At 58.0% G+C, this 26,557-nt stretch carries 26 protein-coding genes; 24 read left to right on the forward strand and 2 right to left on the reverse strand.

All coding sequences use genetic code 11. The features are described 5' to 3' along the window. Positions 1 to 5: 5 nt before the first annotated feature. Complete coding sequence (locus ACN08Y_RS06420; protein ID WP_419112165.1) at positions 6 to 1,370, reverse strand: MFS transporter; 1,365 nt, start codon at positions 1,368 to 1,370, stop codon at positions 6 to 8. A gap of 114 nt (positions 1,371 to 1,484) precedes the next feature. Here ACN08Y_RS06420 and ftsY point away from each other — a divergent pair, with 114 nt between their 5' ends. The 24 genes from ftsY (at position 1,485) to ACN08Y_RS06540 (ending at position 25,079) form a co-directional block, all read left to right on the forward strand. Then, on the forward strand, positions 1,485 to 2,606 hold the full coding sequence (gene ftsY, locus ACN08Y_RS06425; protein ID WP_419112166.1) for a signal recognition particle-docking protein FtsY: 1,122 nt from the start codon (positions 1,485 to 1,487) through the stop codon (positions 2,604 to 2,606). 221 nt (positions 2,607 to 2,827) lie between these two features. Beyond that, complete coding sequence (locus tag ACN08Y_RS06430) at positions 2,828 to 4,210, forward strand: aldehyde dehydrogenase family protein (RefSeq protein WP_419112167.1); 1,383 nt, start codon at positions 2,828 to 2,830, stop codon at positions 4,208 to 4,210. Between the two features lie 82 nt (positions 4,211 to 4,292). After that, on the forward strand, positions 4,293 to 5,120 hold the full coding sequence (locus ACN08Y_RS06435) for an exodeoxyribonuclease III (RefSeq protein ID WP_419112168.1): 828 nt from the start codon (positions 4,293 to 4,295) through the stop codon (positions 5,118 to 5,120). A gap of 275 nt (positions 5,121 to 5,395) precedes the next feature. After that, a complete protein-coding gene (gene ffh / locus ACN08Y_RS06440) occupies positions 5,396 to 6,964 on the forward strand; it encodes a signal recognition particle protein (protein WP_419099504.1) in 1,569 nt (522 codons plus the stop codon). 226 nt (positions 6,965 to 7,190) lie between these two features. After that, positions 7,191 to 7,679: an NUDIX domain-containing protein gene (locus ACN08Y_RS06445; protein ID WP_419112169.1), complete on the forward strand. Its 489-nt coding sequence runs from the start codon at positions 7,191 to 7,193 to the stop codon at positions 7,677 to 7,679. A gap of 60 nt (positions 7,680 to 7,739) precedes the next feature. Further along, positions 7,740 to 9,713 carry a hypothetical protein gene (locus ACN08Y_RS06450; protein WP_419112170.1) on the forward strand — a complete coding sequence of 658 codons (1,974 nt, stop codon included), beginning with the start codon at positions 7,740 to 7,742 and terminating at the stop codon, positions 9,711 to 9,713. 121 nt (positions 9,714 to 9,834) lie between these two features. Then, positions 9,835 to 11,187 carry a sensor histidine kinase gene (locus ACN08Y_RS06455; RefSeq protein ID WP_419112171.1) on the forward strand — a complete coding sequence of 451 codons (1,353 nt, stop codon included), beginning with the start codon at positions 9,835 to 9,837 and terminating at the stop codon, positions 11,185 to 11,187. A 2-nt stretch (positions 11,188 to 11,189) separates the two neighbouring features. Beyond that, on the forward strand, positions 11,190 to 11,876 hold the full coding sequence (locus tag ACN08Y_RS06460) for a response regulator (protein ID WP_419104695.1): 687 nt from the start codon (positions 11,190 to 11,192) through the stop codon (positions 11,874 to 11,876). A 145-nt stretch (positions 11,877 to 12,021) separates the two neighbouring features. Beyond that, positions 12,022 to 12,927, forward strand: coding sequence for an ABC transporter ATP-binding protein (locus ACN08Y_RS06465; RefSeq protein ID WP_419110690.1), 906 nt, complete (start codon positions 12,022 to 12,024; stop codon positions 12,925 to 12,927). Beyond that, the gene (locus ACN08Y_RS06470; RefSeq protein WP_419112172.1) at positions 12,924 to 14,093 is read left to right on the forward strand and encodes an ABC transporter permease; all 1,170 of its coding nucleotides are present in this window, start codon (positions 12,924 to 12,926) and stop codon (positions 14,091 to 14,093) included. Before ACN08Y_RS06465 ends, ACN08Y_RS06470 begins: the two co-directional genes overlap by 4 nt. A 286-nt stretch (positions 14,094 to 14,379) precedes the next feature. Next, positions 14,380 to 14,808: a 30S ribosomal protein S16 gene (rpsP, locus tag ACN08Y_RS06475; protein WP_419104697.1), complete on the forward strand. Its 429-nt coding sequence runs from the start codon at positions 14,380 to 14,382 to the stop codon at positions 14,806 to 14,808. Positions 14,809 to 14,810: 2 nt separating this feature from the next. After that, positions 14,811 to 15,053 carry an RNA-binding protein gene (locus tag ACN08Y_RS06480; RefSeq protein WP_419099511.1) on the forward strand — a complete coding sequence of 81 codons (243 nt, stop codon included), beginning with the start codon at positions 14,811 to 14,813 and terminating at the stop codon, positions 15,051 to 15,053. Positions 15,054 to 15,197: 144 nt separating this feature from the next. Beyond that, the gene (gene rimM / locus ACN08Y_RS06485; RefSeq protein WP_419099514.1) at positions 15,198 to 15,806 is read left to right on the forward strand and encodes a ribosome maturation factor RimM; all 609 of its coding nucleotides are present in this window, start codon (positions 15,198 to 15,200) and stop codon (positions 15,804 to 15,806) included. A 3-nt stretch (positions 15,807 to 15,809) separates the two neighbouring features. Then, positions 15,810 to 16,604: a tRNA (guanosine(37)-N1)-methyltransferase TrmD gene (gene trmD, locus ACN08Y_RS06490; RefSeq protein ID WP_419112173.1), complete on the forward strand. Its 795-nt coding sequence runs from the start codon at positions 15,810 to 15,812 to the stop codon at positions 16,602 to 16,604. A 300-nt stretch (positions 16,605 to 16,904) separates the two neighbouring features. Then, on the forward strand, positions 16,905 to 17,252 hold the full coding sequence (gene rplS, locus ACN08Y_RS06495) for a 50S ribosomal protein L19 (protein WP_419099516.1): 348 nt from the start codon (positions 16,905 to 16,907) through the stop codon (positions 17,250 to 17,252). A gap of 24 nt (positions 17,253 to 17,276) precedes the next feature. After that, positions 17,277 to 17,942: a signal peptidase I gene (lepB, locus tag ACN08Y_RS06500; RefSeq protein ID WP_419104699.1), complete on the forward strand. Its 666-nt coding sequence runs from the start codon at positions 17,277 to 17,279 to the stop codon at positions 17,940 to 17,942. 113 nt (positions 17,943 to 18,055) lie between these two features. Continuing rightward, positions 18,056 to 18,787 carry a signal peptidase I gene (gene lepB, locus ACN08Y_RS06505; protein ID WP_419104700.1) on the forward strand — a complete coding sequence of 244 codons (732 nt, stop codon included), beginning with the start codon at positions 18,056 to 18,058 and terminating at the stop codon, positions 18,785 to 18,787. A 4-nt stretch (positions 18,788 to 18,791) separates the two neighbouring features. Beyond that, positions 18,792 to 19,574 carry a ribonuclease HII gene (locus ACN08Y_RS06510; RefSeq protein WP_419112174.1) on the forward strand — a complete coding sequence of 261 codons (783 nt, stop codon included), beginning with the start codon at positions 18,792 to 18,794 and terminating at the stop codon, positions 19,572 to 19,574. After that, on the forward strand, positions 19,571 to 19,909 hold the full coding sequence (locus ACN08Y_RS06515) for a DUF2469 family protein (protein ID WP_419099520.1): 339 nt from the start codon (positions 19,571 to 19,573) through the stop codon (positions 19,907 to 19,909). The genes ACN08Y_RS06510 and ACN08Y_RS06515 overlap by 4 nt, the downstream gene beginning before the upstream one ends. A 282-nt stretch (positions 19,910 to 20,191) precedes the next feature. Then, positions 20,192 to 20,596, forward strand: coding sequence for a YraN family protein (locus ACN08Y_RS06520; RefSeq protein ID WP_419099521.1), 405 nt, complete (start codon positions 20,192 to 20,194; stop codon positions 20,594 to 20,596). 2 nt (positions 20,597 to 20,598) lie between these two features. Next, positions 20,599 to 22,146, forward strand: a complete 1,548-nt coding sequence (locus ACN08Y_RS06525) for a YifB family Mg chelatase-like AAA ATPase (protein WP_419104702.1) — start codon at positions 20,599 to 20,601, stop codon at positions 22,144 to 22,146. Beyond that, complete coding sequence (gene dprA, locus ACN08Y_RS06530) at positions 22,143 to 23,402, forward strand: DNA-processing protein DprA (protein WP_419104703.1); 1,260 nt, start codon at positions 22,143 to 22,145, stop codon at positions 23,400 to 23,402. The genes ACN08Y_RS06525 and dprA overlap by 4 nt, the downstream gene beginning before the upstream one ends. A 42-nt stretch (positions 23,403 to 23,444) precedes the next feature. After that, positions 23,445 to 24,458, forward strand: coding sequence for a tyrosine recombinase XerC (locus ACN08Y_RS06535; protein ID WP_419099524.1), 1,014 nt, complete (start codon positions 23,445 to 23,447; stop codon positions 24,456 to 24,458). An 84-nt stretch (positions 24,459 to 24,542) separates the two neighbouring features. Continuing rightward, positions 24,543 to 25,079, forward strand: a complete 537-nt coding sequence (locus tag ACN08Y_RS06540) for a DUF3145 family protein (RefSeq protein WP_419104705.1) — start codon at positions 24,543 to 24,545, stop codon at positions 25,077 to 25,079. 123 nt (positions 25,080 to 25,202) lie between these two features. Here ACN08Y_RS06540 and fabF read toward each other — a convergent pair whose 3' ends face one another. After that, positions 25,203 to 26,474 carry a beta-ketoacyl-ACP synthase II gene (fabF, locus tag ACN08Y_RS06545; RefSeq protein WP_419112175.1) on the reverse strand — a complete coding sequence of 424 codons (1,272 nt, stop codon included), beginning with the start codon at positions 26,472 to 26,474 and terminating at the stop codon, positions 25,203 to 25,205. Positions 26,475 to 26,557 lie beyond the last annotated feature (83 nt).

The following is a 26,557-nucleotide window of genomic DNA, read 5'->3' on the forward strand; positions in this document are numbered from 1 at the left end:
CAGTCTTAGCGGCCTGTGTAGCCTTTGTCGGCAAGATCTGCGGGGAACTTGGGTTTGATTCCCGGTATCCAGCCAATGGCGGCGATCAGCAGGAGTGCACCGGCAACAGCAAAGGCGGGGAAGAAGCCCCAGGCATCGATGATGAAGCCAGCGAAGAGCGGACCTACAATCAGGCCGATGTCAGAGACCATCTGGAAGTAGGCCAGGGGTTGGCCACCTGAGCGTTTGTTGCCTACGATATCGGAGATTGCCGCTTGGAGGGAGGGACTCAGAAGCGCTGCAGCGATACCGAGCAGGATTGCGGAGGCAACGAAGGCCGACGGTGCGGTAATGGTTCCAAAGAGGATTGTGACGATGCCGGCCAAGAGGAGGCCTGAGAAGATCATGGGGCGGCGACCGATTCTATCACCGAGCTTGCCTGAGTAGATTTGCATGAGCGCGTTGCCGGTTGCGTAGGTGGCCAGGGTGAAACCGGCCAGGCGGGCACCTGCGGTGGCAGGGTCATAGCCTGCCTCTGAGCCGTGGAGGCTGGCCAGTAGGGCTACTGCCGCCAGCGGTACAACTGTTGATTGGAGTCCAAAGATGCTCCAGCCTACGGTGAGGTTGGTGAACAGGGCTGAGCGGTAGTTGCTGAACTTGAGGGCTTCTTTGAGGGTGAGTTCGGGCTTTGCTACGGGTATGCCCTGGGTGTTGAGGTGGGTTTGTGGTGCTTGGTCTTTAAGCTGGGTCATGACGATGAGTGAGGCGCACAGGAGCATGCCGGCGTAGACGAAGAAAGGGACTCGCATGCCCAGGGCGGAGGCTGCAGCTCCTAGGACTGGGCCTAGGATGTTGCCTAGCAGGAAGGAGGTGGCGTAGTAGCCGGAGACTTTACCCCGGATGGAGGGTGGTGAGTTGCGCACCAGGATTCCCATGGCGGCTACGGTGAACATAACCGAGCCTGTGCCCCCGATGATACGAGAAGCGATGAGCATGGGGTAGTTGATAGATAGCCCTGCACCGATGGATCCTAGCCCTACAATGATCAGGCCGGTGGAGTAGATGCGTCGTTCCCCGAATGCTGTAATGAGTTTGCCGGAGACCGGGGCGAAGAGAAGGCGGGAGAGGGCGAAAGCTGAGACTACGAAGGTTGCCGCCATAGCTCCCACATCGAAGGAGCGTGCGAAGCCGGGGAGGACGGGTGCTACAAGTCCGTATCCTAGCGCGATGAGAAAGGAGGCAGCGATGAGTACTTTGATTTGGGTGGGTACTTTGGTGTTTTCTTGTGCTGGGTGAGGGGAGCCTTGGATGTGAACACTTCGACGGATTGATTCTGGAATGACCGGGATGGCTCCGGTGTCCATGGAGGGGGTGGGGATATGTTTGCTCATCTTGCTTTCGCCAGTCTTAGATTTTCTCAAGGTATTATAGCTCACACCTCTGAGCGCTATAATATGCAGAACTGCATTCTACCGGTGGGTGCGGGGGCTGTATAGCGGTGCAGAATGTGGCAAGCTAGAGGTGTGAATGATTCTTTAACTCTGATTGTCTATATTCTGCTGGGTCTTCTCATCCTGGGCGGTGTTCTAGCCGTCCTCTTGCGCGGTCCTAAGGCACCTAAAGGTGGCTATGGGACGACCCGCGACGCCGACGATACCCCGGTCACCGACTCCGGTGAACCGGTCACCTCGATTGAGAAGCCTGCTTCTGCTCAGGGCCGTCTGGTGCGTTTGCGCGCCCGCCTGTCCAAGTCCAATAACCTACTGGGTAAGGGTCTGCTGGCTCTGCTGTCCCGCGACAAGATTGACCAGGAGGTCTGGGACGAAGTTGAAGAAACCCTTCTCTTGGCTGATCTGGGTTCTGAGCCTTCTACCCGCCTGGTGGAGGCCCTCCAAGAGCGTGTGCGTGTTGAGGGTACCGAGAACCCCGCCCATGTTAAGCAGATGCTCCGTGAAGAGCTCCTGAAAATCGTGGGGGAGGACACCGATCGTTCCCTCAACCTTGAGGGTGTTGACGGTAACCCCGGCCTGGTGCTTGTGGTGGGCGTGAACGGTGTGGGTAAGACTACGACCGTTGGCAAGCTGGCTCGTGTGGTGGTTGCTGAGGACAAGAACCTGCTTCTGGGCGCTGCCGACACCTTCCGTGCCGCCGCTGCCGACCAGCTTCAAACCTGGGGCGACAGGGTAGGTGTTGATACCGTGCGCTCAGAAAAAGACGGTGCTGACCCTGCCTCCGTTGCTTTTGAGGCTATCCGTCAGGGCAAAGCTCGTGGTGTAGATACGGTCATGATTGACACGGCTGGCCGCCTGCAGAATAAGGCCGGCCTGATGGATCAGCTGGGCAAGATTAAGCGTGTGGTCCAGAAAGAGGCCCCCGTGACCGAGGTGCTCCTGGTTATTGATGCTACAACCGGCCAGAACGGCATGATTCAGGCCAAAGTCTTCTCCGAGGTTGTGCAGATTACCGGTATCGTGCTGACCAAGCTGGACGGTTCCGCTAAGGGCGGCATTGTGGTGGCTATCCAGGAAGAACTGGGCGTGCCGGTCAAGCTGATTGGCCTGGGCGAAGGCCCGGATGACCTGGCTCCTTTTGAGCCCGGTGCTTTCGTGGACGCCCTGCTCGACTAAGCAGTATGAGCTTTGAACCCGCGTATTTTCCTTACAAGCAGCTGTGGGGGAGGGTACGCGGGTTTTCTCTGCCCGTTTATGTCTTGTGTGTGGGAGGGGGGGAGAGAGACAACACCAAAGCCAGCTGCGAGAGGACTACCTGCCTACCTGCTAGAGTGTGGAGCGCCAAGGCGAGATAGCAGAGATAACCGACAATAGCCGGCCCGATGAAAGAGAGAAACATGGCAGCAGATATCAGCATGATTGAACCGACAGTAAGGAGCTTGCGCGAGTACTTTGCAAGCGGAGCCACCAAGCCGCGCATTTGGCGGCAGGAACAGCTTGAGGCCCTCCGCGCTCTGGTAGCAGAGAACACCCGGGAGCTTCTAGATGCTCTATACGCTGACCTGCACAAGTCGGCTACTGAGGCTCAGATGACCGAAATTGGTATCACGCTGGATGCTATTGATCACAGCCTCAAGAACCTGGCGCGATGGACAGCGCCCCGCCGCCTGCCGCTGCCCCTGACCTTGGCCCCCGGCAAGGCAGCTACCGTGCGTGAACCTCTTGGTACGGTACTGATTATTGCTCCCTGGAACTACCCGGTTCAGCTCCTGCTAGTGCCCCTGGTGGGTGCCTTGGCCGCGGGGAATACCGTGGTGCTCAAACCCAGTGAACTCACCCCTACCGTTTCTTCTCTGATTGCGCGGTTGGTTCCTAACTACCTGGACTCTCAGGCGGTAAGGGTCATTGAGGGTGGGGTAGAAGAAACCACCCAAGTTCTGGCCCAGCGCTATGATCACATTTTTTATACCGGCAACGGTCAGGTGGGGCGTGTGGTGGCACGAGCCGCAGCCGAGCATCTGACCCCCATCACCTTGGAACTGGGTGGTAAATCCCCAACCCTTGTAGAGCCAGGTATCGACCTGGCAACTGCCGCCCGGCGTATCGTCTGGGCCAAGTTCATCAACGCCGGTCAAACCTGTGTAGCTCCTGACTACCTGCTGGCTATTGACGGGGTTGAAAAAGACCTAGTCCCGGAGCTGCAGGCAGCTATTACCGAAATGTTCGGCCAAAACCCCCAGCAGTCACCGGACTACGGCCGCATGGTCAACGACCGCCATTTTCAGCGGGTCAGTGGATACCTGGATGACGGTGAGATTCTGCAGGGCGGTCGCACCGATGCCGCAGAGAAATACATTGAACCGACCTTGCTCAAACCAGCCTCGCTCAAAGCCCCGGTGATGACCCAGGAAATCTTTGGGCCGCTGCTGCCTATTGTGACCGTGGCTAGCCTGGACGAAGCCATCGACTTTATCAATGAGCGCGACAAACCCCTGGCCCTCTACGGCTTTGTTCAGCCCCAGAACCAACAGCGGCTGGTAGCAGAGACCTCCAGCGGTGGCCTGGTCTTTGGCGCAGGTCTGGTTCACCTCTCACCGCACAACTGGCAGTTCGGCGGGGTAGGTGAGTCCGGCATGGGGGCCTATCATGGCGAAAAAAGCGTGGAAATTTTTAGCCACGAAAAAACTGTGTTCATAAAGCCTCTCACCCCGGATACCCTGCGCTTGATTTACCCGCCCTACACCGGCCTCAAAGGGAAACTTCTGGGCAGAATCATTTAGCTGACGGAAAAGCAACACAGTGAGCCGATAGCCTATGGTGGCTGGTGGGGACCCTAGCAGGGTGGCCGTTAGACTGGTAGATATGAAACTAGTTTCCTGGAATGTTGATTCCCTTAATGCGGCTCTTACCAGCGCATCACCCCGTGCCCAGCTGTCCCGCCATGTTTTTGCCACTCTTTCAGAGCTGGCTCCGGACGTGCTGGCTATTCAAGAAACCAAGCTCTCGGTCAAGGGCCCCACCAAAAAACATTTGGAGGTGCTTGATGGCTACTTCCCGGGCTACAAGGTGGCCTGGGTGTCCTCCGATGAGCCTGCCCGCAAGGGCTACGCCGGGACCATGTTCCTCTACCGCCCCGAACTGGAACCGGTTGTCACCTACCCCCGCCTTGACGCGCCGACCACCATGGATTTTGAGGGGCGTATGATCACCCTCGAATTCGAGGACTGCTACATCACCCAGGTCTACACCCCCAACGCCTCCGAGGGTTTGCGTCGCCTGGAGGACCGTCAGGTCTGGGATCGTCTTTATGCTGACTATCTGGCAACCCTGGACGCCAGCAAGCCGGTCCTAGCGACCGGTGACTTCAATGTTGCCCACACCGAAATTGACCTGGCTAACCCTAAGTCCAACCGCCGCTCACCCGGCTTTACCGATGAGGAACGCGAGGGCTTCACCCACCTACTTTCACGTGGGTTTACCGATACCTTCCGCCACCTGCACGGCGACGTGACCGGTGCCTACACCTGGTGGGCTCAGCGCTCTAAAACATCCAAGATTAACAACACCGGTTGGCGTATTGACTACTGGCTGGTCAGTGACCGCGTGGCTGATAAGGTCACCAAGTCTGAGACGGTTGATTCAGGCCCCCGCCAGGATCACACTCCGATTCTGCTAGAAATTGAGCTCTAGGTTTTAGGTTATGGCTCCACTCGGGGCATAACCGCCCTTTGTGAGGGGTCCTGGGCATCAAGCCTGATGCCCAGGACGGCTCTGGGGGGCCGGGTTTTAATAGGTCGCCCAGTCTTTACCCTAGGTATACCCCCCCGACCACCGTCGGGCACGGTTGCTCAATATGCGTTATCCTAGATAGTTGATAGGTTCGCGCACACCCGCGCCCACACCAAGGGGTAGGGTAGCGAATCCCAGAAGATTTCTACCGGCATACGAAAGCGGTTCTAAGGCTCGTGTTCAATTCACTCTCAGATCGTCTGACAGCAACCTTCAAAAACCTACGCGGTAAAGGCAAGCTCACCGAAGCGGACATCGACGCCACAGTACGCGAAATCCGCCGTGCCCTGCTGGATGCCGATGTCGCCGTCCCCGTAGTGCGTGAGTTCACCGCCCACGTCAAAGAACGCGCCCTGGGCGCGGAGGTCTCTGAAGCTCTCAACCCCAGCCAGCAGATCGTCAAGATCGTTAACGAAGAGCTGGTCAATATCCTGGGCGGGCAGACCCGCCGCATTAACATGGCCAAGACCGGCCCGACTATCATCATGCTGGCTGGTTTGCAGGGTGCCGGCAAGACCACCCTGGCCGGTAAGCTCTCGCACTGGCTCAAGAAGCAGGGGCACACCCCCATGCTGGTTGCTTCTGACCTTCAGCGCCCCAACGCCGTCAACCAGCTCAAGGTAGTTGGTGAACGCGCTGGCGTTCCCGTCTACGCACCGCACCCCGGTGTCACCAGTGAATTTGACGCTCCCACCGGCGACCCCGTTCAGGTGGCCCGTGACGGTGTGGCTGAGGCCCGCGCCAAGCTCCACGACGTTGTCATTGTCGATACCGCAGGTCGTTTGGGCCTTGATGCCGAGCTGATGGCACAGGCCCGCAATATCCGCGATGCCATCGAGCCCCACGAAGTTCTCTTCGTCATTGACGCCATGATTGGTCAGGATGCCGTGAACACCGCCAACGCCTTCAACGAGGGCGTGGACTTTACCGGCGTTGTCCTCTCCAAACTCGATGGCGATGCCCGCGGTGGTGCTGCCCTCTCCGTTGCTTCGGTGACCGGCAAGCCGATTATGTTCGCTTCAACCGGTGAGAACGTCAGCGACTTTGAGCAGTTCCACCCCGACCGTATGGCCAGCCGTATCTTGGACATGGGCGATGTGCTCACCCTGATTGAGCAGGCTGAGCAGACCTGGGACAAGGCCGAAGCTGACCGCATGGCCAAGAAGTTCGTGGACCAGGAAGACTTCACCTTTGAGGACTTCCTCGCTCAGATGCAGCAGATTCGCAAGATGGGCTCCATGAAGAAACTGCTGATGATGATGCCCGGTGCGGCTCAGATTCGCCAGCAGCTGGAGAACTTTGACGAGAAGGAAATTGACCGGGTTGAGGCAATCGTCAGGTCAATGACCCCGCACGAGCGTGTCGCTCCCAAGATTATTAACGGTTCGCGCCGTGCCCGTATCGCGAAGGGTGCCGGTGTGAGCGTGACCGAGGTGAACCTGCTCATGGAGCGTTTCGCCCAGGCTCAGAAGATGATGAAGAAGCTGGCCAGTGGCAATATGGCCGGTATGCCCGGTGGCATGCAGATGCCGGGTATGGCCGCCGCTGGTGGCGCTGCCCGCAAGGGTAAGGGTAAGGGCAAGAAGTCTAAGGCTCGTTCCGGTAATCCCGCCAAGCGTGCCGCCCAGGAACAGGCCGCCGCTCAGAAGCAGAGCGCGGCAGGCTCAGCCTTTGGCCAGCAGAAGCAGGACTTTGATATGTCCGAGATGAACCTGCCTAAGGGCTTCGAGAAATTCCTTAAGTAGGGCGTGATTAGGTGACAGCCCGGGATTGGTGAGCGGGCGGGGCGGTCCTAGTGACTGGCCCGCCCGCTTCTTATCTTCTAGTGCTCCTATTCTGCTGAGAGAGTGCAAGGGGACACCCTGCTGTTGAGTGCCCTGTGACAGATGTACATTGGGTAGTGACACCTATTTGGGTGTAGGCCTGCACGCTGGGCACAGCACTGTATTTATGAACCGAGGGAAGACTGACATGCTTGATTCTTACCTGCCTGAAGATGAGCTCAAAGCCTTTATCGCTACATTGCCTACCCGACGTCTGGCCGCCGGTGCTCTGATTCGTGATACTCAGGGACGCATGCTGGCAGTTAAGCCCAACTACAAGGACGGCTGGACTGTGCCCGGTGGAACGGTTGAAGCTGGTGAAGCACCTCAGGAGGGCTGCTTCCGCGAGGTCGCTGAAGAAGTGGGCTTGGACTTAGAACCTGGCCGCCTTCTGGTGATCTTTCACGGCTTAGCGATGGGTATCTGGGGCGACTCAACCTACTACATTTACGATGCAGGGGTAGTGCCTGAGGGTGCCGAAATCACCCTGCAAGAAGAAGAACTGGTGGGCTATGAGTGGGTTGCGCCGGAGGACCTGGACCGCTATTTTGGTGCCCGCCACGCCCACCGCCTTCGCCAAGCCTACCGGGCTTTAGACACCGGTGTTGTCTACGAGTTTTCAAGCACCGCCCGCTAGAACCACCTACCGCCCTGACCCCTCTGATAAGGGGCGCTCATCTTTCAAGGAAAAGGCTTTATGACATTCCCCCTGGACGAACCCGAGCACAATCCCTTGCCCCCTGCTAATGGCGAACAGGTGGAAGCTGGCACCGTGTGGGTTCGTATGAGATTATCGGTTGTTGATGATCCCAAGGACTGGCCGGCAGCCCTTGCCCTTACCCCGGACCAGGCCGATAGCACCGAACCGGGTAGCAAGGAGAGTCGGGCTGTTTCGGAAGAAGAAATCAAGCGCCAGGTGCGTGAACAGCTAGCGAATATCATCGACTTGATCCAGTATCAGGCCACTGTGAACGTGCAGGCCGCAGGGGGGCATACTGAGCCTATGAGCGTTGAAGACCTGCGGATGGTGGACGAGCTGGTGGCAGACCCCCAGAAATTTGATGAGCTGATTCAGCGCATTGTGGACGAGGGCACTCAGAGCAATAGCTCCTCGCAGGTGCAGGCTGAGGCAGAAACCGAAGAGACTAGCCAAGCTCCCGAAACGGATTCAGCCCAAGAGGGCCGGGTTGTTCTCACAGAGAGTGAATCTGCCCCTTTTGAGGCTGACTCCCACTGGGATTTTGCCCTTGACCTTCCAGCTTTCCTAGCCGCACGCTCCGAAGCCACCGTCTATGAGATGCAGGGTGGCCGCGCTCAGCTCTACATTCTGTGCGAGCAGAGCCAAGCTGGGGGAGCGCTGGGCACTGTACAGACCAACGAAGAGGGTGAACTGTTCGCGGGGGTTGCCCTGAAGACCTTTGTGGATCAACTAGCCGCCAGCTTCCCCGCTGGGCGTGTTCAGTGGGTGCTCGATGGTAGCGATTTCCTACACACCGCCAATTTTTCTGAGGGGCTTGATCGGCTCGACCTTGACCCTGCTGGCCGGTGTGCCGCTTTGGTAGAGCTGCCCATGAGTGGCCTGCCCGGCTATATGCGCCCCGAGATTATAGCCGGTGAGGTTCAAGCGGCCCCTGCTGATAAGGGCTGGTCGCTGCTCCAGGCAGACAGCCTGACCCTAAGCCGTCTGATACAGACCATGAACGTACCGACTATCGTTGCCGAAAAAACATTCTTTGCCCACAACCTCAGCTTTGTTTTACCCTCTCAGAGTGCCCAGGGGCCTGCTGAAGGGTCCGTGACCGACTGGGTCAACCGCGCCCTGGGGGCACCTGATAATGCTCACCTGGGGGCAGTCCTGACCTTTAGCTGGTCGGGCATAGCCAAACGCGGTGCCGTGAGCTTGCCCTTTGAAAGCCCCCTTGGAGACATGCTCTGGTCCCTGCCGGGGCGCCTACCCAACCCGCACCAGGACATCGTGACCGGCGATAACCTGGACCAGCTCATCTGGCTCTACGGCCTGGATGAGCAGGCGAGCAGACGGCTGACCAACTATGTCATGGACGGTGCCAGCGCCGAAGGTTTAGAATCTGCCCTGCACGCGCTGGAACTGCCTGATGAACTCCTTAAAGTTATCGATGGCTCCGTGCTCCTTGCCGACTTTGTAGGCTATCGGGAGTTTAGCCCGCAGATGAGCGGCCTGGACCGGCTCAAGGAGAGCGTCACTGCCTACCCCAACGGTACTGATAGGCTCAGCGCTGTGTCCCGTGAGCTGATTCAGCGGCCCTGGCTAGCGGCAGCAGATGGCTTTGCTCAATTGGGTGCTTCCGGCCTGCTGGCTGTGTGGGCTACCCGCCGTCTTCTCAAGGGCCAGCCTGCCCGCGCTGCCGCTGTTAGCGCAGCGGCGCTGGGGGCAAGCGGAGCCGCAGAGCTGGTCCTTGCTCGTGCTTATAGCTGGCTTCACCAGGTCCACCCCCCTGCTGCGGAGCAGGGGCATGCGCCGCCTACCTCAATTCTTGATGAGCTACAAGCTCAGAAAGAAGAAGCTGAGCAGAAGAATCCTCATCCGCTTGACTTCAAGAGTCTGAAAACTTTGAGCCGCAGAGCCTTTACAGGCCTGGGGGCAAAAGCTAGGAGGGCTGGCCAGAAGTATCTTGGGCCTAGGTCCGAATAAAACCAGACCGGGGTTTGTGGCCTGGTGTCTAGTTCACTTCTTCTAAGGGCACCTAGAACTGGGTCACATATCCCCCGGATGGGGGAGTTTGAAGGGCTAGCAGGCTTGATAGGGTGGGCGGGTGAAAAGACTTTCCCTGCCTACCATGAGCACCTGGAACCGTATCGATCCTGACTGGGAGCGACCCACCCCGCCAAGGGCTAGCCTGCGGCGCGATATCTGGGCCTGGGTCCTTATTTTAGCTATCAGCCTGCTCTACAATGCCGGCTTACACAGCAGTGGGCTCTACAGCAGTGACCCAGAGCAAACGGTCAAGAGCTATTATGTTGTTGCCGCCTTGACCCTGCCGCTGATGACCCGGCGGCGTTACCCCATAGCAACCCTGCTGGTAGCTACCGCCATATTTTTCGGTATGAGTAGCTTTTCCCAGCTTGCAGTCTCTACACTCAGCTCTCAGTTATGCTACTTTACTGTGCTTTACACAGCAGTGGCTTGGGCTAAAAACCGGGCTATGCTGTGGATTGCTTACGCCCTAGTCTGCCTTTCAGTTTTTCTGTGGATTATCGCTATCTGGCTGACCTTGGGTTCTGCTTTTAACCTCTTTGGGATTGAGAACTACAGCGGGGGGCTCTTTAGTCGCCCTACAGCCTCTTATATAGTAATGACCTTAGTCAATATCTCTTACTTCGGCCTGGCTGGTGCCCTGGGGCGTACTGCCTGGAAGGAGGCCTATCAGCGTCATATTCTGACCCAGCAGGCCGACCAGCTTGAGGCTCAGGCCGTTCAGATAGCCCAGGATGCAGTTCATAAGGACAGGTTGCGCATAGCCCGGGAGCTTCACGACTCGGTGGGCCATCATGTCTCGTCCATAGGAGTTCAGGCTGCTGCGGCAGACCGAGCCCTCAGGAAAAAACCTGAGCTAGCTACAGTACCACTACGGAATATTGAAAAGCTGGCCCGTTCATCGGTGGCAGAGATGAAGAACCTCATTCGGATTTTGAGAGAGTCAGAGGCTGATCCCGGTAGTACTGCCAAGGAACCCCAAGTAGCTGATATTCCGGCCCTGGCCCACAGTATGCAAGAAAGTGGCATTGAAACTGTGATACAGGTAGATACCCAGAGCCTGGAAAAAATAGAGGGCCTCCACCAGGGCACCCAGCTCTCCATCTACCGTATGGCCCAGGAGGCCCTAACAAACGTTCGTAAACATTCATCGGCTCGGTCGGTGATCCTGGCTCTGCGTACCGGCGGTCAAGGGGAGAAGACCTGGGCGGAGCTTGAAGTCACCGATGACGGTACTTTGACAGAAAACAGCCAGGCTAGGCCAAGGGCTGGGTACGGACTTCAGGGCATCAGGGAAAGAGCCGCCGCTCTCGGCGGTAGCGCCCAGATTGGCCCTCGCACAGGAGCCGAGGGCTGGAGGGTACTCGTTCGGTTCCCCGTCCGTTTTGAAGACTACCAGGAAGAAAAGTAACCATGAGCATTCGAGTTCTTCTGGCCGATGACCAAGAACTGGTTCGGAGCGGCTTCTCGCTGATTCTCTCTATGGAAGAGGATATGGAGGTCGTTGGCCAAGCGGGTAACGGACAGGACGCGATAGCCCTAACCGGGCAGACTCGGCCTGATGTCATTCTGATGGACGTTCAGATGCCGGTCATGGACGGTATCGAAGCCACCGCGCGTATCCGCCAAGATTACCCCGAAACCGCCGTCCTGATCCTGACCACCTTTGATCGGGAGGACTACCTCTTTGCGGCTCTCGAAGCCGGAGCCAGTGGCTTCCTGCTCAAAACATCCGATGCCGATGACCTGGTCGATGCTATCCGTAAGGTAGCCAGCGGCCTGGCCCTGCTCTCACCCGAGATGACCCTGCCACTCATCGCCCGGTTCGTGCAATCCACCTCCCGGGGGAAGGAAAACAAGCAGGGGAGCGGGCCTGAGCTGAGCCCTGAGGACGCCTTTGCTCTGAGCTCTCTGACCCCGCGCGAGAAAGAGACCCTCGAACTGCTGGCAGGGGGCATGACCAACGCCGAGATAGCCTCAAGCCTGTTCCTAGGAGCCGCTACTGTCAAAACCCATGTCTCTAACATCTTGGCTAAGACCCACAGCAGGGACAGAGTCGGGGCGGTTATCTTTGCCCACCGCGTAGGGCTGGTCAGCTGATCCACCCCACACAACTCCCCCGAGAGGTTCCCCCTCCCGGGGGAGTTCTTTATGCTGACCCAAACCTAGAGTGATAGATAGAAACAAAACCACATACTGGGGCAAGCACAGCAGCTAGCCCTACCTCCCCAGGAGAAAGACCGTGATGCAAGCTAACAGAATTGAGGTGCAAGGTCTGACCAAGACCTACGGCACCAAGACCGTTGTTGATCAGGTGAGCTTTACCGTAGAACCCGGGAGCATGACTGGATTCCTTGGCGCTAACGGTGCAGGTAAAACCACCACTATGCGTATGATCATGGGCCTGCTCGAACCCACCGCAGGTTCAATCCGCTACCGGGGTCGAGAGATTACCGCCGCCGACCGTGCCAGCTTTGGCTACATGCCCGAAGAACGCGGCCTCTACCCCAAACAGCCCATCCTGGCCCAGCTTACCTACCTGGGCCAGCTCCGCGGAATGAGCGCAAGCAGCGCCAAAAGCCTTGCCGCTGAGCACCTAAGCGAACTGGGGCTGGGGGAGCGACTCAACGACAAGCTCGAAGCCCTTTCCCTGGGCAACCAGCAACGAGTCCAGATTGTAGCCTCGATCCTGCATAACCCCAGCGCCCTGATCCTGGACGAGCCCTTCTCTGGCCTAGATCCTCAAGCCGTCGATACCATGGTCGCTATGCTCCGCTCGCTCATGCGACAGGGTGTCCCCGTTCTCTTCTCCTCCCACCAGCTTGATTTGGTCGAACGCCTCTGCGACTCCGTGGTTATCCTGCACCAGGGCAGTATCCCTGCCGCAGGCAAAGCCAAAGACCTCCGTCAGGCCGGTGTACCTCGGTTCATCTACAAGGGCGGCCAAGATGCCGCCTGGTTGCGTGAATTCCCCGGCCTCAAGGTCCTGGACGTTGCCGGAACCCAAGCCATCCTAGAAATCGAACCCGGCGCCGACCTGCATGCCACTCGCACCGCCCTCCTCCGCCAGGGCATCGAACACGACATGCACGAATTCTCCCGTCAGCTACCCACTCTTGGCGATATCTACCGGAAGGTAACCCAGCAATGAGCACTACGATTAATCAGCCCAAAAACGCCTGGCAGATTGTGGCCACACGGGAGGTCATGGTCAAGCTCAAAAACAAGAGCTTTGTCGGTAGTACTATTTTCACAGTATTAATCGTGCTAGCGAGTATCCTTATTCCCTACTTCCTCAACTCCGGCGGCAAAGAATACACCCTAGCCACCACTGACAGCCGAGCCAGCTCCTTCGTCACCGTAGCTGATGCCACCAGTGACCAAGACACCAGCTTCACCGCTACCCAAGTAGCCGATGCCGATGCCGCCCGCGCCCTGGTCAAAGACGGCGATGCTGATGCCTATCTAGCACCCACCGATAGTGGCTGGGAGCTGGTTTTTGACAGCGAGCCCGATAAGAGCCTGTTCAACGATATGAGCGAGGCCATTACCTCCACCGTCACCGCCCAAAACGCAGCAGCCCAGGGCATAGACCTAGAGGCCCTCAGTGCTGGAACTAAGGTGACGAGTAGCTCTATCTCCGGTAACGATAACACCGCCCTAGCCTTCCTGGTGGCTCTTGTCTTTGCCATGCTCTTTTATATGAGTACGGCGCTTTTCGGTGTTGCCATCGCTAATAGCGTTGTGGAAGAAAAACAGAATCGCATCGTAGAAATCATCGCTACCGCCGTCCCCCTAAGGCAGGTGCTAGCAGGCAAGGTAGTGGGCAATTTGATCCTGGCTATCCTGCAGGTTGCTGCTTACGCAATCGTTGCCCTGATCGGTTTACAGGTTACCGGAGCTGCCGCTGAGTTTGGCTGGATCCTACCTTCGGCAGGCTGGTTTGCTGTCTTCTATATTGCCGGCTTCACTGCTATTGCAACTATCTGGGCGGCTGTGGGGGCTATGGCGGCCCGTACCGAAGATATAGCCAACCTGGCTAGCCCCGTCACTATGGTTTTGTTAGCCGCCCTCTTTGGCGGAGTTTATGCTTCGGGTACCATCCTGAAAATAGTATCCTTTGTGCCGGTGCTGTCTTCCATCGCTATGCCCCGCCGTCTACTGACGGAAGAAGTGGCCCTGTGGGAGCCACTGGCCGCATTGGGCCTTACCCTGCTGGCGGCAGCCCTGTTGACCCGCCTGGGTGCCCGAATCTATCACTCCAATATCATGCGCGGCGGTAGCTCGGTCAGCTGGAGGCAGGCAGTCAAAAAGTAAACCTGCTCCCTGCACTCTCGCGGCTGAGCCTGCCGACCTCCCCTGACCGCCAGAGCCGAGCCAGTCGGCGGGCACAGCCTCATACTCATTAGACACAACACACCGCTTTTAGGTGGCTAAAGCCTAGCTTAAGCGGGAACAAGCTGGCATACTTGACGGGTACTCGATTTTCCCCGGCCCCTCTCATCCGGGGGAGGTTGTGTCCGCAGAGGAGCTTGGTCAGGCCCGCCCCACGAGCCAGGACCAGTTCTTCGAACACTGATAGAAAACAGGAGAAACCACTACAGTGGCTGTTAAAATTCGTCTCAAGCGTTTCGGTAAAATCCGCGATCCCCGCTACCGTGTTGTAGTAGCTGACTCACGCACCAAGCGTGACGGTAAGGCTATCGAGGAAATCGGTATTTACCACCCGACCGAGAACCCCTCACGCATCGAAATCAACTCAGAGCGTGCCCAGTACTGGCTGTCAGTTGGCGCCCAGCCCACCGAGCAGGTAGCTGCTCTGCTGAAGCTAACCGGCGACCTGGCTGCTGCCAAGGGCGAAAAGGCTGAAAACCAGGTCAAGCCTGTTGACGCTAAGCCTGAGTTCGTTGTTCCCGAGAAGGGCTCGGTCATCCTGCCCGAGGCTATCACCCCCAAGGGTGAGGACAAGGCTGAGGAAGCTCCCGCTGAAGAGGCTACTGAAGAAGCCGCTTCTGAGGAAGCAGCAGAGTAATCATGTTGGCTGACGCTCTCGAACACCTGGTTCGGGGTATCGTCGATAACCCAGAGGACGTGAAGGTTCGGGCTAAGACCGGTCGGCGCGGTGAAACTCTGGAAGTCAGCGTCCACCCCGATGATCTGGGTCGCGTGATTGGCCGTTCTGGCCGAACCGCCAGGAGCATCCGCACCGTGGTCAACGCCATTAATGATGGTGACCGCCTTAGGGTAGATGTCATCGAGACCGATCGACGACGCTAACTGAATACTTGAAGAAGCCCCGCTCCGGGAAACCGGCGCGGGGCTTTTGCCTGCCCCGGTGCGTTTTGTGCCCGCACCATTGCGCTACCGGTAGAGTGTAAGAACAAGAACACCCCTCATCCCCAACCCCTCAAGGAGCCACCCATGCAGGTCCAGGTAGCCCGAATCGGCAAACCCCACGGCATTCGCGGCGAAGTCACCGTCCAGCTCTTCACCGATTCCCCCCAAGAACGCTTCGCCCCCGGCTCCGTCCTCGAGATCGAAAACCATAACCCTGCAACTCCTGCCGGTGCCCTGGCACCGGCAGGCAGCCTGACTGTCAAAAACTCCCGCTGGAACAAAAAAATCCTGGTCGTAGCCTTCCAAGAAATCACAAACCGCAACCAGGCCGAACTCCTACGCGACACCCGCCTCAGCTTCGACTCCACCACCGAAGCGGCAGAAGACGATAGCGAAGGCTACTACGAGCACCAACTCCTGGATCTGCCGGTCTACCTGGCCTCTGACATCAGCGAGGACGGCTACCTACCCCAAGAACCCATCGCCCTAGTCGTGGGCCTGCAGACCATGCCCACCCAGGACATCATGCTCCTTAAAAACACCGCGGACGGCTCCGAGGTCATGATTCCCTTCGTCGAAGAGCTTATTCCAGCTATTGATATTGAAGAGGGGTACGTCATTATCGACCCGCCCGCCGGCTTACTGGAACTCAACAGCAAGACCGAAGAGAGCGAAAACGAGCAGGACGCATAACCCATGCGCTTTGATGTCATTACTATCTTCCCCGAGTACCTTGCGCCCCTGGAACTTTCCCTGCTGGGCAAAGCCCAAGAGACCGGCAAAGTTGAGCTAAACCTCACCAACCTGCGCGACTACGCCACCGACCGGCACAAGACCGTGGACGACACCCCCTACGGCGGGGGAGCAGGCATGGTCATGAAACCCGAACCCTGGGGCCTGGCCCTGGACCAAGCCCTAGCTAACTCCCCGCTTGCTGGCGACTCCCAGCCGCTACTGATCGTTCCTTCCCCGGCCGGGCAGGTCCTCACCCAGCAACTGGCCTACCAGCTGGCCGAAGAAGAGCAACACATTGTCTTTGCGCCCGCCCGCTACGAGGGCATCGACGAGCGGGTACTCAACTGGGCCCAGCAAAGCTTTAGAGTCATGCCGGTATCCATTGGTGACTATGTTCTCTATGGGGGAGAGGTCGCGGTCATGGTCATGATTGAGGCTATTACCCGCCTGATACCCGGTGCTATGGGCAACCCCGAGTCCCTGGACGAAGAATCCCACACAGGCGGCTTGCTTGAATACCCGGTCTACACCAAACCGGCTACCTGGCGGGACCAGCAGGTTCCCGCTATTCTGCTATCTGGCAACCACGGGGCCATCGCCCGCTGGCGGCGCGATGAGCAGATTATCCGCACCTTTGAGCGACGCTACGACATGATAAAGGCCTACCCCCAAGAGGGCTGGGACAAGAAGGACCGTAAGCTCCTGCAAGAACTGCATGCCGCCAAGAAAGCCGCCGAGCAAGCGGCCCTTGCATAAGGAGCCCCAGAGCCAAGCAATTAAACTCACACAAGGTCAGCAATCTTTCCCGCCAGCATACTTGGCCAGAGCTAATTTCCTGTGAGATAATTATTTTTTGTGTTCATACTGGGCACGCCCCTGCCGCAGGGGGAAGAGCGACCGCTAACAGTATGAGCCACCCAAGCCCCCAGAGCGGGTGAGGGTGAAACAATCTACTCGCAGACAGCATCGGTCTGGCGCCCCGGCGTCCTCAGACACTGCCTACGATTTATCAGGAATATGTTTGACCTGCGGCAGAGATATTCACGGAGAAATTCAATGCAGACTCTTGACTTCATTGACAACAAGTCACTTCGCACCGACATCCCCGAGTTCGGCCCCGGCGACACCCTCAACGTACACGTCAACATCGTTGAAGGTAACCGCAGCCGTGTCCAGGTCTTCAAGGGCTTCGTTGTTGGTCGCCAGGGTGGCGGCATCCGCGAAACCTTCACCGTTCGTAAGGTTTCCTTCGGTGTTGGCGTAGAGCGTACCTTCCCCGTACACTCTCCCGTCATCGAAAAGATTGAGGTTGTTAGCCGCGGTGACGTCCGTCGCGCCAAGCTCTACTACATGCGTGACCGCCACGGTAAGGCTGCTCGTATCCGCGAGAAGCGCGAAGCCTAAACCGACTAGGTTTCACCTTTATCAATGGATAGCGGCCTCACCGCCGAATCCAGTGAGGCAAGGCGCCAACCCTTTTTACGGGGCTGGCGCCTTGTTGCTACTGCCTCGCTCCTTGCCTTGGCGGTGCTCCTGGTTATTCGGTCTTTCTTTTATGACGTGTACTACATTCCTTCTGCCTCCATGGAACCGACCTATGAGCCCGGGGACCGGCTGATTGTTTCCAAGCAGTCCGGCCATATCGAGCGCGGTAGCGTAGTCGTTTTTGACGGCACCGGTTCTTTTTCCCCCTACCAATCCGGTAGTCCCTGGGTTCGGGATCCGCTGGGAACGGCTGGGCAGTGGCTAGGATTGGTGGGTTCAGATACGGTTTACATCAAGCGGGTGATTGGGGTGGGCGGTGACACCGTTGAATGTTGCGATTCAGAGGGCTACCTTTTGGTGAACGGCCAGCGGCTTGAGGAACCCTACCTGCCCCAGGGGGAGAGTGCTAGTGATGTGTCCTTTAGCGTGCAGGTTCCAGAGGGCAGAATCTGGCTTATGGGAGATAACAGATCTAACTCAGCTGACTCACGGGCGCTTTTGGGGGCACCTGGAGGTGGCATGGTTAGGGTGGACAAGGTGATTGGGTCCCCCGTCTATACCGTCTGGCCTTTGAACAAAATAGGGCCAAGTAGCACCACACCTGACTAAGGTGACCAAGGGCCCCTACCCAAACCGGGCTGGGCCAAGGCCTCCACCGTCCTTGCAGAATCAGCAACTAAACTAAACCAGTAAAGACGTTTTCAGCAGAAGGGTGCATGCTCATGGAGCAGCAGAACTCAGCAAACATTGATGAGACTAGCGACCGCGAGACCGCAAAGGTGAAGAAACCTAAAGGCGGTAAACGCCGCCGCGAAAACAGCGCTCTCAAAGAGTACGCCCTGATTATTCTGTACGCGGTCCTCATCGCTTTCTTGCTCAAAACCTTTGTGGTACGAGGGTTCTTCATCCCCTCCAGCTCTATGGAGGACACTCTCCAGATTAACGACCGAGTCTTTGTGAATGTGGCCGGTGAACTGTTCGGTGAGGCTGAGCGCGGCGATATCGTGGTCTTCAAAGACGCCCAGGGGTGGATGCCTGCCTCTTCTAACTCAAACCCTGTGCGCGATGCCCTAGCCTTTGTGGGCGTGATGCCAGACAGCTCATCCAACTACCTTGTGAAACGCGTTATCGGTGTCGGTGGGGATCACGTTGTGGGTACCCCAGACGGGCGTATTTTTGTCAACGGTGTCAAGATTGACGAAACCTACCTCAAGCCCGGTGTCAAACCGACCGAGGTCGCCTTTGACGTCATTGTCCCCGAACGCTCCTACTTCGTCATGGGCGATAACCGTTCCAATTCGGCTGATTCCCGCTACCACATTGAGACCGGTACAGAGTTCATCAACGATGCTGAGGTGGTTGGTGAGGTATTCGTGGTAGCTTGGCCGCTGTCCAACTTTACTTTCATCAATGGTGCCGATGACGTCTTTTCGCAGGTCCCCGATAGCGAGTAGCCAGTTGGTAGGTAAAACAAGGCCAGTTGCTGACCTTTCGGTAGAGTCCTCGCTGTTTGCGCGGGGCTTTACCCTGCTAGCCGGTATGGATGAGGTAGGCCGTGGACCGCTGGCTGGGCCGGTGACGGTGGGGGTAGCTGTCATTAAGGCCGGTGCCCAGCTGAAGGTTGAGGGACTGGTTGATTCCAAGGCGCTGAGCGAGAAAAAACGCTTGGCTATGCTCCCCGAGATTCAGCAGTGGGCTGTAACCGCTGTCGGTCATGCATCACCGGCGGAGATTGACGCCCTGGGCATTACCACAGCCTTGCGCTTAGCAGGTCAGCGAGCGCTTGCCCAGGTAGCTGCCGCTGGGGCTTACCCCGATGCTATCTTGTTGGATGGCAAATATAACTGGTTGGCAGACCCGCAGAATGACCTTTTTGCTGAGCTTGACCCAGTCCAGGCACTCTACACTGACCTTGTTGCAGAAGCTTGGAAAGCTGTTCCGGGTACCCAGAACGGTTGGTTCGGGCCGGTCCAGATGGAAGTTAAGGGAGACCTGCGGTGTGCCTCCATTGCTGCCGCCTCAGTGGTAGCCAAGGTCCAACGCGACGGGCTCATGGTAGAGCTTGACCGTACTTATCCGGGCTTTGGATGGGCCAAGAATAAGGGCTATGGTTCTACCACTCACCGGGCCAGGATTAAGGAGGCCGGCCCTACACCGGTCCACCGCCTGAGCTGGTCGCTCCCAGCAACAGCAGATCAGGTGAAAGCCGCATTGCTTGAACGAGAGAAGGAGGATCGATGAGCAGTAACGAAGATTTAGAGAGCTACGAATCAGGTGCCCAGCTTGCCCTCTACGAAGAGTACAAGAATGTCGCTGAGCTCTTTACCTACATAGTGGAAACCGACCGTCGTTTTTACCTGGCTAACCAGGTGCAGGTAAGACCGCGAACCGCAGACGGAGCTATCTATTTTGAGGTGGAGCTTCAGGACGTGTGGGTCTGGGATGTCTTCCGTTCTTCCCGGTTTGTGAAGAATGTGAGGGTCTACTCTGTGCGTGATATCAACGTTGAGGAGCGGGCGGCTGCGGAGGAACTGGTTGTACCTCATTTGACTGATTTGGACCCCGATTTAGGGTAGTGCCTGTCTTGTTCTCATGGCCCCGGTGAGTGAGTTCCCACCGGGGCTTTGCCCTACCCGCGCTACCTACTGCTGGTGGGGTGATTGACTCTCGGGTGTGAGCACCCGAGAGGTCTGCGAGGAAATAGGCCGTCATTCTTTCACCTTTTGGTAGCTGGCTTACCTCTGTATTTGTGCATCTAGGGCGGTTTGAGTCATGCACAGCGTTACTTGGGGCGAGGTAGTGGGGGTCTGCTAGGCCATGCTGAGGGTACCTGACCCTCACATGAGAAAGGCCTGGCTATGAGCTTGAGAACCCAGTCCAGTATTGCCAACCACACTAGGGTAGGGCGCTGGGGTGAAGACCTTGCGCTGCTTGTATTGGAACTTAATGGCTATAGCCTGGTGGAACGGAATTGGCGGCCACCGTCTGGCAACCTAGGGAGCTCACCGGTGGGGGAGATCGATTTGGTCATGGTTGATCCCGACATGGATCTGGTTTTTATTGAGGTTAAAACGCGGTCAGGGAGCGGATACGGCCACCCGCTAGAAGCTATTACCCGTGAGAAAGGCAACCGGCTCCGTCAGCTTGCTTATGCCTGGTGTTCGGAGCATACCGGTGATTACCGTTCCCTGCGTATTGATGCTGTTGCGGTGTGCGGCACAGCCGAGGACTTCACTTTTGAGCATGTTAAGGCGGTGCTGTAGCTGTGGCTTTTGCTCGGACGTTCTCAATAGCACTGGTCGGGGTAACAGGCCACCTGGTTGAGGTAGAGGCTGATGTGTCCGCTGCGCTTCCTGGCTTTGTACTGCTGGGTCTCCCCGATAATTCTTTGAATGAGGCTAAGGACAGGGTACGTTCTGCGGCTAAGAATTCCGGGCTTGCCCTGCCGCCGCAGAAGCTCACCGTCAATCTCACTCCGGCGACCCTGCCTAAGCGGGGATCTGCCTTTGACGTTGCCATGCTGGTAGCTGCCCTGCAAGCTGTAGGGGAGCTGAAGCCGTCTGGGCAGACTGTCTACCTGGGGGAGGTAGGTCTGGACGGGAGCCTGCGGGAGATACCCGGTATTTTGCCTGCGGTTAAGGCCGCTGTCGATGCGGGGTACCCCAAGGTTGTGGTTCCTGCCGGTAACCAGCAGGAGGCGGCGCTGGTTGCGGGGGCTGAGGTTTACGGCTACAGCTGCCTGGCCGATATCTTTGTGGAGCTGGGTGCTAAGAAGCCTGAAAGTCTCAAACGGCCTCAGCTGACCAGACCCGTGCGAGAGAATGAACAAGAAACCAAGGCTCTACCGCCTGACCTGGCAGATGTTGCTGGTCAAGCCGAAGGCCGGCTGGCACTAGAAATTGCTGCTGCGGGTGGGCACCATCTGCTCCTGAATGGGCCTCCTGGCTCAGGTAAAACCATGCTTGCTGAGCGGCTGACCGGTATTCTGCCGCCGCTGGGTCCCCAAGATGCTATGGAGGTAACGGCAATTCATTCGCTGTGCTCGGGTGGGGCGGCTCGGAGTTCGTTGATGACCCTTCCTCCCTTCGAAGCGCCCCACCACAGCGCCAGCGCTCCCGCAATTCTGGGTGGTGGTGCTGGCATTCCCCGTCCCGGCTGTGTCTCTAAGGCCCACCGCGGGGTCCTCTTCCTGGACGAGGCACCTGAGTTCAAGCGGACAGTTCTTGACTCGCTCCGCCAGCCGCTGGAGAGCGGGGAGATTGTCATCGACCGCGCTGCAGCTTCTGCTCGCTACCCGGCACGTTTTCAGCTGGTAATGGCGGCTAACCCCTGCCCCTGCGGTAACAACGTGGGGCGGGGGCTGGACTGCACCTGTACCAGCAGGGAACGGAGGGCATACTTCGGTAGGCTCTCTGGCCCCTTACTTGATCGTCTTGACGTGCGTATTACCGTCCCTAAGGTGACGGCCGCTGATCTGGCGGCCAGCGGCACTTATGAGAGTTCTGCAAAGGTTCGGGACAGAGTGACACAGGCACGGGCGGCTCAGGCTGAGCGGCTTGCTCCCTACGGGTTGAGCACCAATGCTGAGACGAACGGAAAGATTCTGCGCGGGCCGCTTAAGCTCTCTGCGGCTCTCACCGCGGAGCTATCCCGGTCCATTGACCGGGGGACGCTCACCGCTCGCGGTTATGATCGGGTACTCCGAACCGCCTGGACCCTGGCCGATCTTGACGGGAGCACTAGCCCCACCCAGGACCATCTGGACCTGGCCCTGTATTTTCGCAATCTTGGTATGGAAGGCGGCGCATCATGACTGAGCACCAGGACCTCGAAAATATCCGCCGCGCAAGAGCGGAAATCATGCGGATCAGCGACCCCGAAGATACAGCAACTACCGCCCTGATCGCCCTCTGCGGGCCGCTCCTGACAGCCGATTTCTTGACCGGGCGCAGGGAGCTGACGGCCAGCTACCTGCAGGAAGAGCTGGCGCAAGCTGGCCGGGAGGACCCCCAGCTCTTTGCCTCGCTCCGTGGTCTTGTGCAAGCCCGTATGGAACGCTGGCAGGCCCGACGGGGTGGGATTAGGGTAGAGCAGGATATGACCTGGGCAAAGGCCTGCGGGGCCTGGCTCTGTGTGCCCGAAGACCCTGACTGGCCGGTGGCCCTCAATGACCTTGCCGAACGTATGCCCTTTGGGCTGTGGGGCAGAGGCGATAGAGCCTTGCTCAAGCATCTCAACCTTGCTACCAGCCAGGCCATCGTAGGCTCCAGGGATGTCAGCTCCTACGGTAACTCTGCAACCTCACACCTAACCGGTGACTCAGCCGCAGCGGGTAAGACCATCGTATCCGGGGGCGCATTTGGGGTTGACGCTCTAGCTCACCGGGTCGCCTTGAGCACCGGCGCGTCGGAACTTCCTACGGTTGCCCTCATGGCAGGTGGGCTGGACCGGCTCTACCCGCGTCAAAACGCCAGTCTGCTCGAAAACATCATCGACCGTGGACTGATTCTGGGGGAAGTCCCTCTGGGCCAGAACCCCACGCGTTACCGTTTTTTGCAAAGGAACCGGCTCATTGCGGCCCTTGCCTACTGCACCGTGGTCGTAGAAGCCCGCTGGCGCAGCGGAGCCCTCAACACCGCCCACCACGCTCTAGAGCTGGGCAGGCCGGTCTACGCGGTACCCGGGCCTATCTTTTCCCCGAGCTCTGAGGGCTGCCACCGGCTGATCCGCGATGGGCTAGCCCAGCTCATCACCGATGCCACACACCTCGAAAGAGGTAGGTTGAATTTAGAAGCCCCTGAACAGGCAAGTCTGTTGAGCGAATCTGTCGATGCCCGGAAGGCGCTAATAGACAGCCTAACGGAGATCCAAGGCAGGGTCTGGGACGTGCTCCCGGTCAGTAGCTACCGCCCTGTGGACGCTATCGGTGCTGAAAGCGGAATCCCAGCCCGGTCTGTCATGCTAGCGCTGACCCAGATGGAACGGTTAGGGCTAGCTCAGAGTCAGGGAAATGGCTGGCGCAAAAAGTTTGAGCAAGGGCACAAGCACTTAGGGGCTAAAATGGGGTGAACCTATGGTCGTCATATCCAGGTAAGAAAAGAGGGGGAGTAGATGGGCCCAAGCTACGAGAGCCATCAGCTGCCCACCACCCTCAAAATCGGTGCAGCCGCTATCGACGAAGATCGAGAATACGTCAGGGCCCTTGAAGCCTATGAGCGCTACCTGACCTATGAATTGCACCGGTCACCCGAAACCATGAGGGCCTACCTGGCAGATCTCCGGGATTTTTTTGATTATGCCAGGAGGCACGGAACAACCCACCTCTCACATATCACCCTGGAATTGCTCCGTGGCTGGCTGGCAACCCACCACCAGAAGCAGGCGGCCAGATCGTCGATGGCACGCAGAACCTCAAGTATTCGCAGTTTCTTTCTCTGGGCAGAAGAGGAAGAACTGATAGCAACCAACCCGGCGCTTAAGCTCTCCACCCCCAAGAAAACCAGCTACCTTCCCACGGTGCTCTCAGCTCACCATATGGAAAGCCTGACCCAGACCCTGCACCGTGCGCTGGGGCTAGACCCGCTCAACCCCCGGCTCCTGCGCCTGAACGCGGCCGTGGAAGTCCTCTACGCAACAGGTATCCGCATCTCAGAGCTCACCGGGCTCGATCTAACCAGCATCGACCGGCAGGGCAGAACCCTGAGGGTCATCGGCAAAGGCAACAAAGAACGGGTAGTGCCGTTCGGTCCTCAGGCTATGAAAGCTCTCTCCCTCTGGGTTGCCCAGGGTAGGCCCCAGTGGCTACCGCAAGCTAGCACGGAGTACCCCCACACTCAACCAGAGCCTCAGTACGCGCTCTTCATAGGCCCCAAGGGCAAACGAGCAAATGCCCGGCAAATCAGAGCCGACCTAACCCGCTTGCTAGAAACCCTCGATAATACTGATGCCAGTGGTGCCCACATCTTCCGCCATACCGCCGCTACCCACATGGTCGACGGGGGCGCAGACATCAGAGCAGTCCAAGAGTTCCTTGGACACAGCTCCCTGGCAACCACCCAGGTCTATACCCACGTGTCCGTAGACCGGTTAGCGCAGGTCTATTCGCGTGCCCACCCCAGAGCCTAACAAGAGAACCCCACCATTCTTACCTGCACCTTTTGCACCCTCGCTTTCTGATAGCCATCAGCCACGATATAGGATAGAAAAAGCATGTTTTCAGCAACAGAGACTCAAGGATTATTTGAACGCCCCGCCCTCACCGGCGGGTTCGTGCTGTTACATGCCGTCCCCGCCGCCCTGACCAGCCATATCCGGTGGAGCATCGAAAACACCCTCAAAGCCTCCCTCAAGCTGAGCTGGGAAGCCCAACCTGCCCGCCCCGGTTACCAGCGCACCGAACTTACCTGGACCGGCCCAGCAGGCACAGCCGCCCAGCTGGCTTCAGCCCTCCGCCAATTTTCAGATACCCACTTTGAGATCACCGAACGGCCCACCGCCACCAGTAGCGCCTTACGCATCATGCATACGCCCTCACTGGGCCTCTGTACACAGCCCGTTGACGCGCAGGGCAACTTTACCGTGACTGAAGACAGAATCCGCTACGCCTTTGAGCAAGCCGCCGGTGACTATAAGGCCCTCTACGACCAGTTTGCGCTCGCACTGGGCCAAGCCTGGGACGAGGAGCTTGAGCCACTTCGTTATAGCAAGAAGACCATCAATATCGCTCATATTAGGAGCGAAGGCTAAAAACCATCTGACTTTTCTCACACACAGATGTCAGTATGCAGGTAAGGGCGTTTTGAAGATGCACAGGGGCGGTCTTCCCCTAGTTGAGAAGACCGCCCCTGGTTATTGAACCCTAGGGTTTAGTTAGTTTTCAACGCTGCGGAAAGCGGCTACGGCGTTGTGGCCGCCAAAGCCGAAGGAGTTGGAAAGAGCAACGATCTCGCCTGCAGGTAGGTTACGTGCTTCGGTAACGATATCGAGCTCAATCTGGGGATCCTTGTTCTGCAGATTGATGGTGCAGGGGGCTTTGCGGTGATGAAGAGCAAGGACGGTCAGCACTGCCTCAAGGGCGCCAGCACCACCGAGCAGGTGCCCGGTCATGGATTTGGTGGCAGAGACAGCGACCTGATCGGTGTGATCGCCAAGGACTTCGCGTAGAGCCAGGGACTCGGGAATATCGCCCACGGGGGTGGAGGTCGCGTGTGCGTTGACGTGAACAACCTGTTCGGGGCTGATGCCGCCGTCGGTTAGCGCTTCCTGGAGAGCACGGCTAGCACCGAGAGCTGCGGGGTCGGGCGCGGTGATGTGGTAGGCATCGGCTGATACACCGGTACCGGCAAGTTCAGCGTAGATACGGGCACCGCGAGCCAGCGCGTGCTCTTCAGATTCCAGGATCAGGGCGGCGCCGCCTTCACCCATGACAAAGCCGTCACGGTCGGTATCGTAGGGGCGTGAAGCGCCCTGGGGGTCGTCGTTGCGAGTAGACAGGGCCTGCATCTTGGCAAAGGCGCCAATGGTCATGGGGTGGATAGCGGCTTCTGAACCACCAGCGATCACAACATCAGCCTTACCCGAACGAATCAGCATGAGGCCGATTTCAAGTGCTTCGGTCGATGAGGCACAAGCAGATACCACGGTCTGTGCTGAGCCGCGAGCCTTGAGGTTCATAGAAACTGCGGCGGCGTTAGAGTTGGGCATCAGCATGGGCACGGTCATGGGGAGCATACGGCGGGGCCCCTTTTCGCGCAGGGTGTCCCAGGCATCAAGGAGGGTCCATACGCCGCCGATACCGGTGCCGAAGGCAACCGCGGTCCGCAGCGGGTCGCACTCCTTAGCTGCTTCAGCGTCGGGGCCACTGAAGCCTGCATCCTGCCAGGCTTCACGGGCCGCGACCAGAGCGAGCTGGCCTGAGGGGTCAAGGCGCTTGGCTTCGACCTTGGTCAGACGGCCCGAATCAAGAGCGGAAACTGCGACTCGACCAGCAATAGAAACGGGGAGCTCGTACTTTTCAACCCAGTCTTCTTCAATGGTGCTGATACCAGAAACACCGGCAAGGGCCTTCTCCCAGGTCGTTGGGACGTCCCCACCAATGGGGGTAGTAGCACCGAGACCGGTCACCACAACTTTACGAGTCATGTTTGAATCCTTTGAAGACGAACTAAGGGTGAAAATAATAAAAAGGAGGTTGGGCGCGGCATAAAACCGGGCCCAACCTAACG

The sequence above is a fragment of the Rothia sp. P5764 genome (assembly GCF_048512965.1).
Lineage (GTDB): Bacteria > Actinomycetota > Actinomycetes > Actinomycetales > Micrococcaceae > Rothia.